Genomic DNA, 15,932 nt, shown 5'->3' with positions numbered 1-15,932 from the left:
GTTGCCGGCCCGGAAGGCCGGATCCAGCGAAAGGAACGGTGGCCGTGAAAACGGTTGTCATGGAATGTCGCGTCCGCGTTTGCGGTTCACGCAAGCGAATCGAAGAGTTTACCGGCAGGACGGCGGAGATCGCGTTGAAGAAGTTCCCGGCCTCGGTGAGGTGCTCGATCTCGGTCGATGACTGCGATTCGGTGTTGCTGCGCCGGCAATGGCATCGGGAGAACGACGTCGACACGTTCGGCGTGCCGGTGGGCCGGGAGGTGTGCTTGGCCTTCGCCGATCCCACCGGCCGACTCACGGCTGCGAAGCTGGAGAGTTTGTCGCTGGACATCCTCTCGGAGCTCCAGCCCGATCCGTGGGAGACCGAATCGTCACCCGACGACGAACCAGCCGAGCAGGTCCCGTGGATTCTCACGCTCGAGACGGAGGTGGACCGGACCGCCCAGCGCGAGATCGCGACGCGTCACCCCATGCTCGGACTGAGAGTGGCGCCGCTGTTCGCGACCTCGTGACCGGCGGATGTCACCACCACGAACGGTGGCACCACATGGGAAAAGAACACCGCAGCGCCGGCGTGTGAGAGGCCTCCTGCGTGCGCCGGCGTCCTGATCGTCGGCGCACGCGGCGAGCTGACCTCGCTGCTCGCCGCACGACTCCGCGATCTCGACCTGGTCGTCGCCCTGGCCGAGGTTGTCGATGACCGGACCCCGACGGCCCCGACGGGAGCGCCCCGGGCGGTGATCGTCGTACTCGGTTCGGAACCGCAGACCGCGCGCCGACGGTGGGACTGCCGACCTCGACGTATTCGACATCATCGAGATGATCTGCTGAAGGACGCCGTGGTGGGGATGGTGTCGGAGCGGCCGGATTCGCGACTGCTCGTCGTCGCCGAGTCGACCCCCGGCACGACCGGTGCCGCCCGACGGCGCGCACAGCGGTTCGCCCGGACCGTCCACTACGAGACGGCGATCAACGGCGACGCCCCGGCCTCGGTGGTCTTCGCGACCATCGACCCGGCGGAACCGTGGTCGGACACGATGTCGGCGGTCGGCCGGTGGGCAATACACGGACCGGTACGTAGGCCATTTCCTGTCGATCGATAGGCTAACGGTGGCGGCGACCCAGAACTCACGGTGAGCCGCCGTTTCCCCGAGTTATCGCAGAAGGAAGTGGTGGGCCACCGTGGCCGTGCTCGACGAGAAGATCAGCGACCTCTACGACCAGGTGGTCGCCCGCAACCCTGGAGAGGCCGAGTTCCATCAGGCCGTCCGAGAGGTGTTCGACAGCCTCGGACCCGTTCTCGCGAAGCACCCCCACTACGCCGACGCCGGCATCATCCGCCGACTCACCGAACCCGAACGACAGATCATCTTCCGCGTCCCGTGGGTCGACGACCAGGGACAGGTGCAGGTCAACCGCGGCTTCCGCGTCGAGTTCAATTCGGCCCTCGGCCCCTACAAGGGCGGTCTGCGCTTCCACCCCAGCGTCTACCTGGGCGTCGTGAAGTTCCTCGGTTTCGAACAGATCTTCAAGAACGCCCTCACCGGCCTGCCCATCGGCGGTGGCAAGGGCGGCGCGGACTTCGACCCCAAGGGCCGTTCGGACGGCGAGATCATGCGGTTCTGCCAGTCGTTCATGACCGAGCTTTACCGCCACCTGGGCGAGCACACCGACGTCCCGGCCGGCGACATCGGCGTCGGCGGCCGCGAGATCGGATACCTGTTCGGCCAGTACAAGCGCATCACCAATCGCTACGAATCCGGTGTGCTCACCGGTAAGGGCCTGTCGTGGGGCGGTTCGCAGGTGCGCACGGAGGCGACCGGTTACGGCGTGGTGTTCTTCGTCCGCGAGATGCTCGCCGCGGTCGACGACAAGATCGACGGCAAGACCGTCGTCGTCTCGGGTTCTGGCAACGTCGCCATCTACGCGATCGAGAAGGTCCGGCAGCTCGGCGGCAGCGTGATCGCCTGCTCTGATTCGAGCGGTTACGTCGTCGACGAGGCCGGTATCGATCTGGAACTCCTCAAGGAAATCAAGAACATCCGGCGCGGCCGGATCAAGGAGTACGCCGAGACCCGTCCGTCGGCCCGGTTCGTCACAGACGGTTCGATATGGAACGTGCCCACCGACATCGCGATCCCCTGCGCGACGCAGAACGAACTGAACGGTGCCGACGCCTCCGCGCTGGTGAAGAACGGGGTCAAGGTCGTGGCCGAGGGCGCCAACATGCCCTGCACGCCCGAGGCCGTGCGCATCTTCCACGATGCCGGGGTGCGCTTCGCACCGGGCAAGGCCGCCAACGCCGGCGGTGTGGCCACGAGCGCACTCGAAATGCAACAGAACGCCTCTCGTGACTCGTGGTCGTTCTCCTACACCGAAGAACGACTCTCGGAGATCATGACCTCGATCCACGATCTGTGCCTGCACACCGCCGATGAGTACGGCGCCGCCGGCAACTACGTGACCGGAGCCAACATCGCCGGCTTCATCCAGGTCGCCGACGCCATGCTGGCGCTCGGCCTCATCTGACGGACGACGAAGATCGACGACCGCCGGTTCGTGCCTTTCGCCGCGAACCGGCGGTTTGTCGGCCACCCGGACGATTGACACCCACGCCGACCACGGGCTTCACTGAGCCAACCCGTACCTTCGGCCGATGGGCAGGTCCCCCGTATGCGTACCGCGGACTCGACACTCACCGATCACCTGCGTGCGCATCGGACACGCCTGACGGCACTCCTGGCGGTCTTCGCCGCAACGGTCCTCGGGATCGCGACCGCGCCCTCGGCCGGCGCAGCGCCCGGCTCGGACACCGGCTTCGCACTCCCCTTCTCCGGCGCACCCGGCTTCGAGTACCTCGCGCCGCCGAAACTCACCGATCCCGCACAGCTCAACCGTCCCCTCGGTCAGGCGGCCGCCGAGCGGATCGCCGCCGGGATCGGACTGTCGCCACGAGATGCGTTGAACGACACGCAGTACCGTGAACTACTCAGCGGCGGGGGCATCGGCGGGAGCCGTGCGGCGGCCAAGCTCATCGACGCCTGCCTCATCATCCTCACCAACACCAACGGCCGTCCGATGTTCGGTGACTCGGTGGTCGGCAGCTACGGCCTCTACGTCGACAAGGACGGTATGCTGCAGAGCCCTGCCAATGCGAGCGCTCCCACCCGCCAGGTCAACGAGCTCATCGCACCCGGCGGATACGTCGGGAACTGGTTGCGCGCCAACGGCGCGACCCACACCCTGCTCGCCCTGTATCGGTCGGCCTACACGGTCCAGGTGCCGTTCGGGTTCGTCTCACAGCAGATCTCCGGCACACCCCAGCTGGTGACCAACACCAAGGGCGGTGTCACGTCGACCGTCGGCATGTCGATGGCCCCGCCGCTCTGGCTGGTGAATTTCGCACTGCTGTACATCGTGAAACCGTCGCTTGCGGCCGCGATGCCCGCGTACTGGGCGCCCATACCCGAACCCGTCGCCGCGGCGATCAAGGCGAGCCCCACCGGACAGGTGCCGTGGAGCGAGTACAGGTCGTACTTCGAGTGAATCGGTGGGCCCCCGCTCAACGGCCGGGCCTTGCGAACCACGAGAGAAACCGTCCCCGCGACCAGCACCTGCCGACCGCGGTCGCATCCACACGGGCGGGTCCGTAGAGCGCGACAGCCATGATCGAGTGACCGGATGCCGGACGATCGCCGAGGGTGGGAACCGTCGGCGCCACGCCGACACCTTCGACGGAGACCCAGGCCAGGGTGCGCGAGGTGGAGGCCCCGACGAGTGCGTCCACGAAGCGCGCCCGCCGCGGCCGGCCGAACCGCGACAGTGACCACGTGGTGAGAACGACCGGCAGGACGTCGTCGGGGACGGCGGCCACCGCGGCCGACACCCCGACCACCGGGTCCGCCGCCACCCGTTGTGCGGGAAGCGTTGCCACGAGCTCGATTTCGGCGGCCAAGCGCGCCGACCGGCCTCCCGCCGATCGTAGGATCTCCGCGCGGTCGTTCGGGTCGGCGGGGTTCAGGGGTGCGCGGTGCACCACCATCCTCTGCTCGACGACCGGGAGCGGTGTCATGGGTATCGACTCGTCGCCGACCACCGAGCACTCCACCTGCACCGGTGAGGCGGCGGCGGCGACCGGCGTGCCGTCATAACTGATCGCGACCCGGTCGACGCCGAGGTTGAGTCCGGCCGGACGGCCGACGTCTATCAGCGCCACGCGGTCCGCGGCGGCGCGTCGGGCCGCCTCTGCGACCGTGAGATGGAGAACTGCGTACCGGCCGTCGTGCTCGATCATCGGCGCCGATCACCCTCTGCGGGCGACCATCTCCCGGATCCAGATCGGCGCGTACGGCGAGATGCAACCGGGCGAGGTCGGGTAGTCCTCCAGGACCCCGAGTCGCTCCCCGATCCCGACGGCGCGGTCCCGCAGGTCGGCGTGCACGATGCCGATCGTGGCCAGGCAGGTGTTCATCGCCCACTGCAGGCGGTCGGGCGCGTCCTTCATCTCCACCTCGACGGTGTCGAGCAGGGTGGCCAGGTCGAGACCGTCGGGATTCTTTGCCACCCGGTCGGACGTGAGGGCCCACCCTGCGCTGCGCACGTCGGGGTCTGGATCGTCCATCCACGCCGCCCGCAATTCCTCGGCAAGCGGGCTCTTCTTGATCACGTAGTTGACGAGCCAGTCGTACACCTTCGGGCGGTGTGCCTCGCGGATCATCGCGTCGAGCGCAGCTGCGTCGAACTTCTTCGGTCGGCAGATCAGCAGGGCCACCAGCCGGGCTGCCGTGTCACCGGTGGCCCACAGCGCGAGGGCGAGGTCATGGTCGGTCTTCAGCGGTTTGGCCACCGCGCGGAGTCTGGTCAGGTTCACGCCGTGATCGTCGCCGTGCCGCTCGTTGACGGCGCGAATCCTCGGGTCCTCGAGCGCGGCGAGCTCACCGAGGATCGCGGCGACCCTCGCGTCGAGGTCGATGGGGTCGGTCATGGCTGCTCCCGTCTGTGTCGGGTCCAGACTAACGGCCCACGGTGACCACCCGATCGGCCTACGCTGAGCGAATGGCCTTGATGCTCGGCCCCATCCTGCGGCACGTCGACGAGACGTCGGCGCTGCTCTGGGTACAGACCGACACTCCTGCGAAGATCGAGATATGTGGTTGTCGGACACAAACTTTCGAGGTTCTCGACCATCACTATGCACTCGTCGAGGTCTCGGGACTCGCTCCCGATTCGACGACGGAGTACCAGGTGCTCGTCGACGGCGTCGTCGAATGGCCGCTCGCCGACTCGGGCTTCCCGCCGAGCGTCATCCGCACCCGGGGTCCGGCGAGCGCACACCGGCATCGATTCGTGTTCGGCTCATGCCGTTACCCGAAGGCCGAGGATCCGCAGGTCGACGTGGAACTCGGTCTCGATGCGCTGGACCGCTACGCCGTGCGGATGCGGAACCTGCCGGTGTCCGACTGGCCGGACACGTTGATCCTGCTCGGAGATCAGGTCTATGCCGACGAGCTGACCCCGCAGGTGAAGGAGAAACTGGCGTCGAGTCGCTCGTCGGCCGTCGGCCCGTCGGACGAGGTGGTCGGCTTCGAGGAGTACGAGGGGCTCTATCGCCACACTTGGGGCGACCCGGAGATCAGGTGGATCATGTCCACCGTCCCGACCGCGATGATCTTCGACGACCACGACATCCGAGACGACTGGAACACGTCAGACGTCTGGCGGCGCGAGATGGACACCCTGCCGTGGTGGCGACAACGCATCCGCGCAGGCCTCGCGTCCTACATCGTCTACCAACACCTGGGCAATCTCTCCCCCGCCGAACTCGCCGCCTCCGACGACTTCCACCGGGTCCTCGAGTCCGACGGCGATCGCTGGCCGCACCTGGTGGATCTGGCCGATCGCGCCGATGCCGAGACCGACGGCGTCAAGGGCGTGCGGTTCGGTTTCCGGTGGGACCTCGGGGCGTCGCGGCTGGTGATGCTCGACTCCCGCAACGGACGCATCCTGTCCGGCGGAGCCCGGAAGATGTTGAGCGACATCGAGTTCGATTGGGTCGAGCAGCAGGTCGCCGACGACGTGGAGAGCCTCGACCACCTCGTTCTCGGATCGTCGTTGCCGTGGCTGCTGCCACCCGTGCTCAGCGATGCCGAAACGCTCGACGAGATCGGCGCGCGCCGGGGCGGCCGGATCGGCCGGGTCGCCGAGCGCATCCGGCAGGGCGCCGACCTCGAACACTGGCCGGCGTTCTTCGCCTCGTTCACCCGGTTGAGCCGGATGATCCGCGGGGTCGCCGACTCCGGATCCCACGGACCGTCGTCGGTCACGGTGCTGTCCGGCGACGTCCACCACAGTTACGCCGCCCGGGCGGACTTCCCCGAACCGGTCGGCGCGCCGGTGTATCAGCTGGTGTGCTCGCCCGTACACAACGCGATCCCGTCGTACATGGAGCCGGTGTTCCGGCTCGGATGGTCGTCGCGACTCGCGACGCTCGTCCGCCGATGTGCGCGGTGGTGCGGTTCGCCCGACCTCCCGGTCACATGGCACAACGCCCTGGGCCCGCTGTTCGGCAACACGATCGCGACCCTGGCACTCGACGGCCGGCACGCGACGGTCGTCTTCGAACAGCCGGACCCGGACGGAGCGCTGCAGGTCGCCGGTCGGCTCCCGATCTCGTAGCAGACAGCGGGACATGGCACCGATTTCTGCTACGAAATCCCGTCAGTCCAGGCAGAATTCGTTGCCCTCCGGGTCTTGCAGGACGATGTGTCCGGCCTGCAACGGCGGCTCCGGCTCGTGACGCCCGATGCGCGTCGCACCCAGGCCGACGAGCCGGGCGGCCTCTTTCTCGAGCGCCGCCATGCGCTCGTCACCGACGAGTCCCGGAGCCGCCCGGACGTCGAGGTGCACGCGATTCTTCGCGGTCTTCCCCTCGGGGACCCGTTGGAAGAAGATTCGCGGTCCGTGTCCGTCCGGGTCGATCACCGCCGACGCGTCGTTGCGTCGTTCCTCGGGGACGCCAAAGGCATCGAGTGCGGCGTCCCAACTGTCGAAACCGGGCGGCGGGCCCTGGATCCGATAGCCGAGTACCTCGGCCCAGAACGCCGCCAGCGATGCGGGATCGGCAGAGTCGAATGTCACCTGGAATTCAGCAGCCATGCCGACCACCCTGCCGCACATCGAGGACGGAGCGGGTCCTCATTCGCGAGATGGGTTCCGAATCAGCGGAGCTTCTGCCCGTACACATGGGTGACCGCGAGGACCATGAGCACGCGACGGTCGGAGACCATCACGCTGCGGTACTCGTCCCAGTCGGGATGCTCGCCCGCGGCCTTGCGGTAGTAGTCGACGAGCGCCTCCACCTCGGGGCCGTACGGGTCGGTGCCGGGCCCGATGAGGGCGACCTCTCCCTCGGCGGTCGCCCAGGTGTAGCCGTCCGGGCTGGTCACCTCGATCGCCGCGCGCGGGTCACGTCGCAGGTTCTTGGTCTTCGCCCGGCCGTCGGTCATCGAGACGAGGATCGTATCGGTCTCCCGGTCATAGTGCTGGGTGACCGGCGACAGCTGCGGCAGTCCCGACGACTTGATCGTGGCGAGGATCCCGATCCTGGTCGTGGCCAACAGGTCACGGGGATCATATTCGGTGCTGGTCATGGAACCGGCAACTGCGGACCGCGGAAGACTATTCCGGACCGGATGACGATTCCTTGCCAATCCTCCCGGCCGTCGTCGCATCGACCGGCGAATCCGGTTACCTTCTAGCGGTGTTCACGATCGGGATAGTCGCGGCCACGCTCGCCGCGGTGGCCTACGGTTTGTCGACGGCGCTTCGTGCCCTGGGAGCCCGGAATGCGGCGATGCCGGGCGAGGAGGCGACGACGGCCACCGGCGGGCCATCGCTGAAGTCGACCCTGGAGACGTTCAAGGACCCCACGTTCCTCATCGGAACCCTGATGGTCGTCCTGGGATTCGGCGGCGGTGCGGTCGCCGCCCGACTACTGCCGCTGTTCCTGGCGCAGACGATCGTCGCCGGGAATCTGATCGTCACCGCGCTGCTGGGCAGCGCATTGCTGGGCACCAGGCTGCGGGGTCGAGATCTCGCTGCGATGGGTGTCGTGATCGCCTCGCTCTGCATGCTCGGAGCGTCGGCCTCCCACGAGGCGGAGACCCAGCACAACACCGCATTCCACTGGGCGCTGTTCGGCATCTCGACCGCCGTCGCGGTGATCGGCCTGGCCGTCGTCCACCTGCTCGGTCGGCGGGGCGCGATCGTCGCGGGAGCGCTGGCCGGTGCGATGTACGGCGCGCTGGCCGTCGCGGTCCGGGTGCTCGACGGCGTGCACCCCTTCGACCTCGTGGAACTCATCGAGGACCCGGCCGCCTGGACCATCGCCATCGCCGGGGCAATGGCGTTCTACGTGCAGACCGTGGCGCTGCAGTTGGGTCCCGTGAATGCGGTGACGGCGGTGCTCGTCGTCGGCGAGGTCGGGATCCCGGCGGTGATCGGGGTGCTGTTCCTCGGCGACCGCGCCATCGACGGACTCGGGTGGCTCGCCTACGTTGGTTTCGCCGGCGCGGTGGCGGGCGCCTTCGCGGTGGCGTGGCTTACGTCGTCGGAACCCGAAGACCGCCCGAGCGGGGTGGAACCGGCCCGGGCATGACGGCCCGCCGGACAATTGCGTGACGATCTGGACCAAAGGCACAGACTTCGATTTCTGTGTCATCGCCCGTAGGATCGGTGTCATGGAAGCCCGCGACATCCTGACCACCATCCCGACCGACACCGCGTCGGCGATCGAGTTGTTCGATTCCCTCCCGGCGGTCGAACCCGAGTCGATGTTCGGCACGTGGCGCGGAGCCGAGGTCCCCACCGAACATCCGCTGGACGGATTCCTCGCCGCGAGCGGTTGGTGGGGTAAACAGTTCATCGACGCGGAGAACGTGCATCCTCTGCTGTTCCCGACGCGCGATGGACGCGCACTCTGGGCGATGAATCCGGGTCTCGCGTTCGGCGCTCTGACCCTCGCCGAGAAAGCGCCGCAGACCAAGAGCATGTCGTTCGCCGCACCGATCGCCACCGGCCGCCTGCTCGTCCGGACCCGCAGGTCGCGGGCTCGGCTGCGGACCACCCGCTACCGTGGCGTCGACACCGCGACCATGATCTACGACCAGTTGCCCATCAACGACGTCTTCCGACAGGTCTCCGACGACGCGGTACTCGGCGCGATGGACCTGAAGGGCTCCCCGGCGCCGTACTTCTTCGCGTTGAAGCGGGACGGGTCACTGAAGGTGCTGTGAGCGGGGTCAGTCCAGCTCGGCCAGCGCGGCACGGATCTCGTTGACCGCGGCGACCGCCTCGCGCAGCGCCACCTTCGCCTCCGACCTGCCCTTCTCCACGGTCGACAATCGCTGACGCGCGAACCGCAGCTCGTCCTCGACCCGCGAGAGCTGCTCACGCAGTTCCCGCGCGCGATCGGCGAGCTCGTCGACCTCCGACGACGCCTCATCCACCGCCGACGATGCCTCGGCCAGGGCTGATCGGGCCTCCTGTTCCACGTCCTCGGCCCGGGCGAGGCGCTCCTCGAGCGCGCGTCGCGCCGCGGCGTCCTCCTCGGTCGCATCGGCACCCGACCGTCCTGTCGCGGTGTCGTCGGAGTCCTCGTCTGCCTCGCGGGTCTCGGCATCGGCCTCTGCGGCATCGGTCTCTGCGGCATCGGTCTCTGCGGCATCGGTCTCTGCGGCATCGGTCTCTGCGGCATCGACCTCGGCATCCGCGGTCCCGGTCGGCGGGTCGGGCACGACGAACACGCCGGCCGGCCCGAACCCGCTGTATTCGACCGCCGAGACCAGGCGTCCGTGCCGGAGCAGTCCGAGCGTTTCCGCATCGGCGATCGCCGCCCGCAGGGTCTGCACGATCTCGCGGATCATGCTCTCCGACAGTGACACACCGAGATCCTCGGCGGTGTCGACGACCCCTCGGGCGGCCCGGTCGACCAACTCCTTGCGCCGCGCGGACAGCTCGCGGATGGCATTGACGGCCGAACGCCGTTGCGCAGCAGTCAGATCCGCAGCGAGTTCACTGATCAGTTCACAGTCATCAGGATTGGCCCGCACCCACTGGTTGACCGCCCACGCCGACTGCGTCGGCCGGCGGAGACCCGAAATCCGCGTGGCGAGCTCGCGATCGCCATCCGTTCTGACCTCCTTGGCGAGCTCGTTACGCCGCGACACGAACTCGTTCGGCGTCAATCCGTAGAGCTCGTCTGCGATCTCGTCGAAGCGGGACATCATCGCACCTTCGGCGATCTGGTCATGGACCGATCGTACGTCCGCCCGCGGGCGATGATCTGAAACACAGCCGGCAGCTTGATCTTGAATCATTCCAGAAACGGGGGCATACTCGGTGCCATGCTCACCGACGACGACTGCGCCGCACGACTCCGTGCAGCACGCCTCCGCGTGACCCGACCGCGGGTCGCAGTCATGCGTGCGGTGCATGCACACCCCCACGCCGACACCGACACCGTCCTGCGCACCACGCGCGAGGAAGTGCCCGACGTCTCGCAGCAAACCGTCTATGACGTGTTGTCCGCGTTGACATCTGCCGGCTTGATCCGCCGCATCCAGCCCGCGGGACATGTCGCGCGGTACGAGTCGCGGATCGGCGACAACCATCACCATGCGGTCTGCCGCAACTGCGGTGCGATCGGGGACGTGGACTGCGCCGTCGGCGCCGCCCCATGCCTCACCGCATCCGACGACCACGGTTTCGTCATCGACGAGGCCGAGGTCGTGTACTGGGGCCTCTGCCCGAACTGCCGTTCCTGACCTTTTCCGTTCACACCCCGCTCACCACCACCCCATCCCGGGAATCGCTGTACCCCTGCGACCGATTCGCACCCGCGGACCGGCCGTGCGCACGCGCGTGGCCGGCGTCGCCTCGCGACACCACCAGGGCGCCGCCCCCCGTCCTTGAAAGGAAAGTCATGACACAAGAACACCCGCCGATCGCCGAGGCCAACACCCAGCCGAACGCCGGTGGCTGCCCGATCATGCACGACCGGGCCAGCAAGCCCACCGAGGGTGGCGGCAACCGGGACTGGTGGCCGAACCGGCTGACTCTCACACCGCTGCAACACAATCCGGACGTCGTGAACCCGCTCGATGAGGATTTCGACTACCACGAGGCGCTGAAGGACCTCGACGTCGAGGCCCTGAGAGCGGACCTGACGGTGCTCATGACCGATTCGCAGGACTGGTGGCCGGCCGACTTCGGTCACTACGGCGGCCTGATGATCCGTATGTCGTGGCACGCCGCGGGCACGTACCGCGTCCAGGACGGGCGCGGCGGCGCCGGCGCAGGTATGCAGCGGTTCGCACCGCTGAACAGCTGGCCCGACAACGCCAACCTGGACAAGGCCCGTCGCCTCCTGTGGCCGATCAAGAAGAAGTACGGCCAGGCGATCTCCTGGGCCGACCTGCTGGTCTTCGCGGGCAACGTCGCCCTCGAGTCGATGGGCTTCAAGACCGCCGGCTTCGCATTCGGACGAGTCGACGAATGGGAGCCCGACGAGGTGTACTGGGGCCCCGAGCTGGAGTGGCTCGCCGACCGGCGCTACCGGGGAGATCGTGAGCTCGAGAATCCCCTGGCCGCCGTCCAGATGGGACTCATCTACGTCAATCCCGAAGGGCCCAACGGCAATCCGGATATCCTGGGCTCGGCGCGCGATATCCGCGACACCTTCGCCCGGATGGCGATGAACGACGTCGAGACCGCTGCCCTGATCGTCGGTGGCCATACCTTCGGCAAGACCCACGGCGCGGGCGACGCAAGCCTGGTCGGCCCCGAGCCCGAGGCCGCCGCTCTCGAGGACGCGGGCCTGGGCTGGCGCAGCTCGCACGGCAAGGGCAACGGTGCCGACACCATCACCAGCGGCCTCGAGGTCACCTGGACCCCGACCCCGACGCGTTGGGACAACTCGTTCCTGGAGACCCTCTACGGCTACGACTGGGAGCTGTACAAGAGCCCGGCAGGCGCCAACCAGTGGCGCCCGAAGGACGACGCCGGCAACGGCACCGTGCCGATGGCATTCGGCGACGGCTCGACCCACCCGTCGATGCTGACCAGCGACCTGGCGCTGCGGTACGATCCCGAGTACGGCAAGATCACCCGTCGCTGGCTGGACCACCCGGAGGAGTTGGCCGAAGAATTCGCCAAGGCCTGGTTCAAGCTGCTGCACCGAGACATGGGTCCGGCGATCCGTTACCGCGGACCGCTGGTCCCCGAGACCACCTACGCCTGGCAGGGCAACGTTCCGGCGCACACCGGTCCACTGGTGTCGGAGGCGGACATCGCGACGCTGAAGACGATGCTGCTCGACTCCGGTCTGTCCGTCTCGCAGCTGGTCAAGACAGCATGGGCAGCCGCATCGTCGTTCCGCGGCAGCGATTTCCGCGGCGGCGCCAACGGTGGCCGCCTGCGTCTGCAGCCGCAGGCGAGCTGGGAGGTCAACGAGCCCGCACAGCTGGCCGGCATCGTCGCTGAGCTCGAGGCCATCGCCGAGTCGTTCACCGGTGAGGCCGGGGCGAAGATCTCCTTTGCCGACCTCGTGGTCCTCGGCGGCGTGGCCGCCATCGAGAAGGCCGCCCGTGAGGCGGGCATCGACGTCACCGTGCCGTTCACGCCGGGTCGTACCGACGTGACGCAGGACGACATCGACGTCGACTCCTTCACCTACCTGGAGTCCACGGCCGACGGCTTCCGCAACTACGTGAGCGAGGCCCGCACCGGCGACCTCGACCAGCCGGCCGAGTTCGCGCTGATCGACAAGGCGAACCTGCTCACACTGTCGGCCCCCGAGATGACCGTTCTGATCGGAGGCATGCGTGTCCTGGGTGCCAACCACCAGGACTCCGAGCTGGGTGTCCTCACCGACACGCCGGGTGTGCTGACCAACGACTACTTCGTCAACCTGCTCGACATGTCCACCAAGTGGACGAAGACAGAGGACGTCAACGTCTTCGTCGGCATCGATCGTGCGACCGGCGAGCAGACCTGGACCGGCAGCCGTGTCGACCTCGCGTTCGCCTCGAACTCTCGGCTGCGCGCGCTGGCCGAGGTCTACGCCTCCGACGACGCGAAGGAGAAGTTCGTCAAAGACTTCGTCGAGGCGTGGGACAAGGTCATGAACCTCGACCGGTTCGACCTCGAGGCACAGTAGTCTCTCGCTCGCCCGACTCTCACACGGCGGGTCACACCGAAGCGGGTGGCACCTCTTCCCGGGGGTTGCCCGCTTCGGTGATCTCGGCACATCTCCGCAGCTGATCCGCGGGTGCCCGGTTCACCCGGCGGGATCGCGAGATCGTGACTATGCTGGCGCTTTCCCTCGAGGTGGCGGGTCACCGCCTGACAGAAGGAGAGCGCGATGTCCGGCGTACACAAGTCCCTGGGCCACATCCGTCTGACCTCGCACAGCGGTGGTTTCGACGCGCCGCCGATCAGGTGGGGCGCACCCGCCCCCGCCGAACGCGGACCGGTGATCGGGACGACCGCAAACCGGTCGCACCGCAACGTGATCGGGACGCACAGCGGGTCGTACAGCGTCTACCGCGCGCTCGCCGTCGCAGCCGGGGCGCTGTCCCGTGACCACCGCGCGGATCTCACCAACACCTCCCCCACCGACCGCATCGGCCCCTACCCCCAATGGGCGGATCCGAAGGCGATCGTGTCGCTCGACCCCTGGGGCGCGACCGTCGCCGAGAACTGGCCGGAGCTGCTCGGCGCCGGTCACGACATCCGGCCCACCATCGCCGTGACAAAAGCGCACGTCATACTCCCGGAGATCACCGACGCCATCGAGAGAGGACGACTCATCCCCGACGGCAAGGTCCTGCTGTCGAGCGGTGCAGCGCTGGTGACCAAGGCGGCCGTCGAACCCGTGTGGTATCTGCCCGGCGTCGCCGAGCGATTCGGGTGTTCGGAGGCCGAATTGCGCCGCACCCTGTTCGAGGAGACGGGCGGCATGTACCCCGAGCTGGTCACCCGGTCGGATCTCGAGGTGTTCCTGCCGCCCATCGGCGGGCAGACCGTCTACATCTTCGGAGATGCGCGTGACCTGGCCGATCCGTCGGTCGAACTCACCGCCCGCGTGCACGACGAGTGCAACGGTTCCGACGTCTTCGGCTCCGACGTCTGCACCTGCCGGCCGTATCTCACGCACGCGATCGAGGAGTGCATCCGCGGTACCCAGAACGGCGGAGCCGGGCTGGTCGCCTACTCCCGCAAGGAGGGCCGCGCCCTCGGCGAGGTCACCAAGTTCCTCGTCTACAACGCCCGCAAACGTCAAGAGGGCGGTGACACCGCCGACCAGTATTTCGCGCGCACGGAATGCGTTGCGGGCGTCCAGGACATGCGCTTCCAGGAGCTCATGCCCGACGTGCTGCACTGGTTGGGCATCACGAAGATCCACCGTCTGGTGTCGATGAGCAACATGAAGTACGACGCGATCACCGGTTCCGGCATCGAAGTCGGTGAGCGCATCAACATCCCGGACGAACTCGTCCCCGCCGACGCCCGCGTGGAGATCGACGCCAAGGTGGCCGCCGGCTACTTCACGCCGGGCCCCGTCCCCGATCCGGAGACGTTGCGGAAGGTCAAGGGACGGGGGCTCGAATGAGCAGCGCGGTGACCCAGACCCCGTCGTGCGAGGACGCCGCGGCCGCCGCCGCCTCGCTGCGATCGGCGGCCGCGGTGCGCGAGCGGTCGCGCCAGCTCCTCGTCCGGGCACGGGCCGGACGATCGGCGTGGTTCGCCGTGGACGACGCTGCGCTGGCAACGGCCGCAGACGTCGTGGTCGAGACGACGCGGGAGCGATATCCGGACGGGGACATCCCGTTTCACAGCCGCTGGCGACACTTCGAGGCCGGCGGTGTCGATCGTCTCACCGCGCTCGACGACGCACTGCCCGGCGACACCGCGGATCGCAGCCGCGCCCTCATCGATGTCGTCGTCGTGAGCGTGCTGCTCGACGCCGGCGCCGGTCCCGACTGGCGCTACCACGAGGCGTCGACCGGCCGGGAGCTGACCCGGTCCGAGGGACTGGGCGTCGCCAGCTGGGACGCGTTCCGGTCTGGCCTGTTCTCCGGCGACCCCACGCATCCGCTGCGCGTCGACGCCAAAGGCCTGCGGTCGATCTCCGTCGACAGCCTCGGTGCGGCGTTCCAGGTGACCCGGTCGAATCCGCTGGCCGGACTCGAGGGACGCGTGGAACTCCTGCGCCGACTCGGTGACACCCTGGCCGGAAGGCCGGAGATCTTCGGCGTGCCGGGACGTCCGGGCGGCCTGTTCGACCTGTTCTCCGGTGACGGTCGCACCACCTTACGGGCACCCGACCTGCTCGCGGCGGTACTGACCCACCTGGCTCCGATCTGGCCGTCGGACAACAGGATCGGGTCCGAGCCGCTCGGCGACTGTTGGCGTCACGAGGCGGTCTCCGGCCCGGGCATCACCGCCGGATGGGTGCCCTTTCACAAGTTGTCACAGTGGCTCACCTACTCACTCCTCGAGCCGTTCGTGTGGGCGGGCGTGGAGGTCACCGACCTCGACGGACTGACCGGCCTGCCCGAGTACCGCAACGGAGGCCTGCTTCTCGACACCGGTGTCCTGGCCCTGCGGGACGAAGCCTGGGCGCGGGTGGAGTGGGAGGTCGGCGATCCCCTCGTCGTCGAATGGCGGGCGTTGACCGTCGCCCTGCTGGACGAGATCGCCGACCTGGTCCGCGAACGCCTGGGAGCCGACCCCGCGACCATGCCTCTGGCCTGTGTCCTCGAGGGCGGGACCTGGGCGGCCGGGCGCATGCTGGCCGCACGACTTCGGAACGGTCTGCCCCCGTTGACGATCCGTTCCACCGGCACCGTCTTCTGAACGGCACCGTCTCC

The 15,932-nt window shown here is 68.0% G+C and carries 16 protein-coding genes; 11 read left to right on the top strand and 5 right to left on the bottom strand.

Annotated features, from left to right (window positions below):
* Positions 1-134 precede the first annotated feature (134 nt).
* The 4 genes from ABFT43_RS13450 (at position 135) to ABFT43_RS13435 (ending at position 3,546) form a co-directional block, all read left to right on the top strand.
* Positions 135-512 carry a hypothetical protein gene (locus ABFT43_RS13450; RefSeq protein ID WP_347960861.1) on the top strand — a complete coding sequence of 126 codons (378 nt, stop codon included), beginning with the start codon at positions 135-137 and terminating at the stop codon, positions 510-512.
* A gap of 330 nt (positions 513-842) precedes the next feature.
* Positions 843-1,103 (top strand): hypothetical protein, encoded by a 261-nt coding sequence (locus ABFT43_RS13445; RefSeq protein WP_347960860.1) that lies wholly within the window; start codon positions 843-845, stop codon positions 1,101-1,103.
* A 79-nt stretch (positions 1,104-1,182) separates the two neighbouring features.
* On the top strand, positions 1,183-2,529 hold the full coding sequence (gene gdhA, locus ABFT43_RS13440; RefSeq protein WP_347960859.1) for an NADP-specific glutamate dehydrogenase: 1,347 nt from the start codon (positions 1,183-1,185) through the stop codon (positions 2,527-2,529).
* 144 nt (positions 2,530-2,673) lie between these two features.
* Complete coding sequence (locus tag ABFT43_RS13435; RefSeq protein ID WP_347960858.1) at positions 2,674-3,546, top strand: hypothetical protein; 873 nt, start codon at positions 2,674-2,676, stop codon at positions 3,544-3,546.
* A 16-nt stretch (positions 3,547-3,562) separates the two neighbouring features.
* On the opposite strand, the gene ABFT43_RS13430 is transcribed toward ABFT43_RS13435, so the two are convergent.
* Together ABFT43_RS13430 and ABFT43_RS13425 are read right to left on the bottom strand one after the other, a co-directional pair.
* Positions 3,563-4,294: a DUF2332 family protein gene (locus ABFT43_RS13430; protein ID WP_347960857.1), complete on the bottom strand. Its 732-nt coding sequence runs from the start codon at positions 4,292-4,294 to the stop codon at positions 3,563-3,565.
* 9 nt (positions 4,295-4,303) lie between these two features.
* Positions 4,304-4,984: a DNA alkylation repair protein gene (locus ABFT43_RS13425; RefSeq protein ID WP_347960856.1), complete on the bottom strand. Its 681-nt coding sequence runs from the start codon at positions 4,982-4,984 to the stop codon at positions 4,304-4,306.
* Between the two features lie 71 nt (positions 4,985-5,055).
* Here ABFT43_RS13425 and ABFT43_RS13420 point away from each other — a divergent pair, with 71 nt between their 5' ends.
* Positions 5,056-6,675: an alkaline phosphatase D family protein gene (locus ABFT43_RS13420; RefSeq protein WP_347960855.1), complete on the top strand. Its 1,620-nt coding sequence runs from the start codon at positions 5,056-5,058 to the stop codon at positions 6,673-6,675.
* A gap of 42 nt (positions 6,676-6,717) precedes the next feature.
* On the opposite strand, the gene ABFT43_RS13415 is transcribed toward ABFT43_RS13420, so the two are convergent.
* Positions 6,718-7,155: a VOC family protein gene (locus tag ABFT43_RS13415; RefSeq protein WP_347960854.1), complete on the bottom strand. Its 438-nt coding sequence runs from the start codon at positions 7,153-7,155 to the stop codon at positions 6,718-6,720.
* A 62-nt stretch (positions 7,156-7,217) separates the two neighbouring features.
* Positions 7,218-7,649 (bottom strand): PPOX class F420-dependent oxidoreductase, encoded by a 432-nt coding sequence (locus ABFT43_RS13410; protein ID WP_347960853.1) that lies wholly within the window; start codon positions 7,647-7,649, stop codon positions 7,218-7,220.
* Positions 7,650-7,759: 110 nt separating this feature from the next.
* Between ABFT43_RS13410 and ABFT43_RS13405 the strand changes: the two genes are divergently transcribed.
* A complete protein-coding gene (locus tag ABFT43_RS13405) occupies positions 7,760-8,656 on the top strand; it encodes a hypothetical protein (RefSeq protein ID WP_347961011.1) in 897 nt (298 codons plus the stop codon).
* A gap of 82 nt (positions 8,657-8,738) precedes the next feature.
* Positions 8,739-9,293, top strand: coding sequence for a DUF4334 domain-containing protein (locus ABFT43_RS13400; protein ID WP_347960852.1), 555 nt, complete (start codon positions 8,739-8,741; stop codon positions 9,291-9,293).
* Between the two features lie 6 nt (positions 9,294-9,299).
* Here the strand turns inward: ABFT43_RS13400 and ABFT43_RS13395 are convergent, their stop codons facing one another.
* Entirely contained in the window at positions 9,300-10,283 is a 984-nt protein-coding gene (locus ABFT43_RS13395; protein WP_347960851.1) for a hypothetical protein, read from the bottom strand.
* Between the two features lie 120 nt (positions 10,284-10,403).
* Between ABFT43_RS13395 and ABFT43_RS13390 the strand changes: the two genes are divergently transcribed.
* The 4 genes from ABFT43_RS13390 to ABFT43_RS13375 all read left to right on the top strand — a co-directional run bounded on the left by ABFT43_RS13390 (position 10,404) and on the right by ABFT43_RS13375 (position 15,918).
* The gene (locus ABFT43_RS13390; RefSeq protein WP_347960850.1) at positions 10,404-10,823 is read left to right on the top strand and encodes a Fur family transcriptional regulator; all 420 of its coding nucleotides are present in this window, start codon (positions 10,404-10,406) and stop codon (positions 10,821-10,823) included.
* A gap of 158 nt (positions 10,824-10,981) precedes the next feature.
* The gene (gene katG / locus ABFT43_RS13385) at positions 10,982-13,216 is read left to right on the top strand and encodes a catalase/peroxidase HPI (RefSeq protein ID WP_347960849.1); all 2,235 of its coding nucleotides are present in this window, start codon (positions 10,982-10,984) and stop codon (positions 13,214-13,216) included.
* Positions 13,217-13,420: 204 nt separating this feature from the next.
* Positions 13,421-14,671 (top strand): GTP cyclohydrolase II, encoded by a 1,251-nt coding sequence (locus ABFT43_RS13380; RefSeq protein WP_347960848.1) that lies wholly within the window; start codon positions 13,421-13,423, stop codon positions 14,669-14,671.
* Positions 14,668-15,918, top strand: a complete 1,251-nt coding sequence (locus tag ABFT43_RS13375; RefSeq protein ID WP_347960847.1) for a URC4/urg3 family protein — start codon at positions 14,668-14,670, stop codon at positions 15,916-15,918. Before ABFT43_RS13380 ends, ABFT43_RS13375 begins: the two co-directional genes overlap by 4 nt.
* Positions 15,919-15,932: the final 14 nt, after the last annotated feature.

This window comes from Gordonia aurantiaca, assembly GCF_039939235.1.
GTDB lineage: Bacteria > Actinomycetota > Actinomycetes > Mycobacteriales > Mycobacteriaceae > Gordonia.
The sequence above is the reverse complement of the archived record's forward strand: the minus strand, read 5'-3'. Positions and strand labels throughout refer to the sequence as shown.

Bases quoted from the DNA above. Each gene is read 5' to 3' on its own strand.
- ABFT43_RS13435 (WP_347960858.1), top strand. From the start codon at position 2,674: ATGCGTACCGCGGACTCGACACTCACCGATCACCTGCGTGCGCATCGG.
- ABFT43_RS13430 (WP_347960857.1), bottom strand. From the start codon at position 4,294: ATGATCGAGCACGACGGCCGGTACGCAGTTCTCCATCTCACGGTCGCA.
- ABFT43_RS13425 (WP_347960856.1), bottom strand. From the start codon at position 4,984: ATGACCGACCCCATCGACCTCGACGCGAGGGTCGCCGCGATCCTCGGT.
- ABFT43_RS13420 (WP_347960855.1), top strand. From the start codon at position 5,056: ATGGCCTTGATGCTCGGCCCCATCCTGCGGCACGTCGACGAGACGTCG.
- ABFT43_RS13415 (WP_347960854.1), bottom strand. From the start codon at position 7,155: ATGGCTGCTGAATTCCAGGTGACATTCGACTCTGCCGATCCCGCATCG.
- ABFT43_RS13410 (WP_347960853.1), bottom strand. From the start codon at position 7,649: ATGACCAGCACCGAATATGATCCCCGTGACCTGTTGGCCACGACCAGG.
- ABFT43_RS13400 (WP_347960852.1), top strand. From the start codon at position 8,739: ATGGAAGCCCGCGACATCCTGACCACCATCCCGACCGACACCGCGTCG.
- ABFT43_RS13395 (WP_347960851.1), bottom strand. From the start codon at position 10,283: ATGTCCCGCTTCGACGAGATCGCAGACGAGCTCTACGGATTGACGCCG.
- ABFT43_RS13390 (WP_347960850.1), top strand. From the start codon at position 10,404: ATGCTCACCGACGACGACTGCGCCGCACGACTCCGTGCAGCACGCCTC.
- katG (WP_347960849.1), top strand. From the start codon at position 10,982: ATGACACAAGAACACCCGCCGATCGCCGAGGCCAACACCCAGCCGAAC.
- ABFT43_RS13380 (WP_347960848.1), top strand. From the start codon at position 13,421: ATGTCCGGCGTACACAAGTCCCTGGGCCACATCCGTCTGACCTCGCAC.
- ABFT43_RS13375 (WP_347960847.1), top strand. From the start codon at position 14,668: ATGAGCAGCGCGGTGACCCAGACCCCGTCGTGCGAGGACGCCGCGGCC.